Source organism: Haematobacter missouriensis (assembly GCF_000740775.1).
GTDB classification, from domain to species: Bacteria; Pseudomonadota; Alphaproteobacteria; order Rhodobacterales; family Rhodobacteraceae; genus Haematobacter; species Haematobacter missouriensis.
In genome coordinates, this window is record NZ_JFGS01000131.1 from 1 (window position 1) to 360 (window position 360).

A 360-nucleotide genomic window follows, 5' to 3' on the forward strand; every position below is an offset into this window, starting at 1 on the left:
TTTGCAGCAGAGCATCGAGAACGTAGCCGTCAGCATCAACGGCGCGCCACAGCCAGTACTTCTTGCCTTTGATGGAGACGACCATCTCATCGAGATGCCACTTGTCGGCAAAGTTGCCGCGCGAGCGTCGCCGGAGTTGATCGGCAAATTGGTAGCCGAACTTTGCGGTCCATTCGCAGACAGTCTGAAACGAGACATCGATCCCGCGCTCGGCAAGCAGGTCTTCAACATCGCGCAGGCTCAACGGGAACCGATAATAGAGCCATACCGCATGGGCGATGATCTCGGCAGGAAAGCGGTGGCGTTTGTAGCGCGAAGCCGTGTCCACGTTTGAAAGCTTTGTCATCACCGGCGGATATC

1 protein-coding gene is annotated in these 360 nt (G+C 56.7%); it reads right to left on the bottom strand.

From position 1 onward, the window contains the following. Positions 1–346 (bottom strand): IS6 family transposase (locus CG51_RS18970; protein ID WP_035747743.1); only part of this gene is annotated, 346 nt, incomplete at its 3' end. Positions 347–360 lie beyond the last annotated feature (14 nt).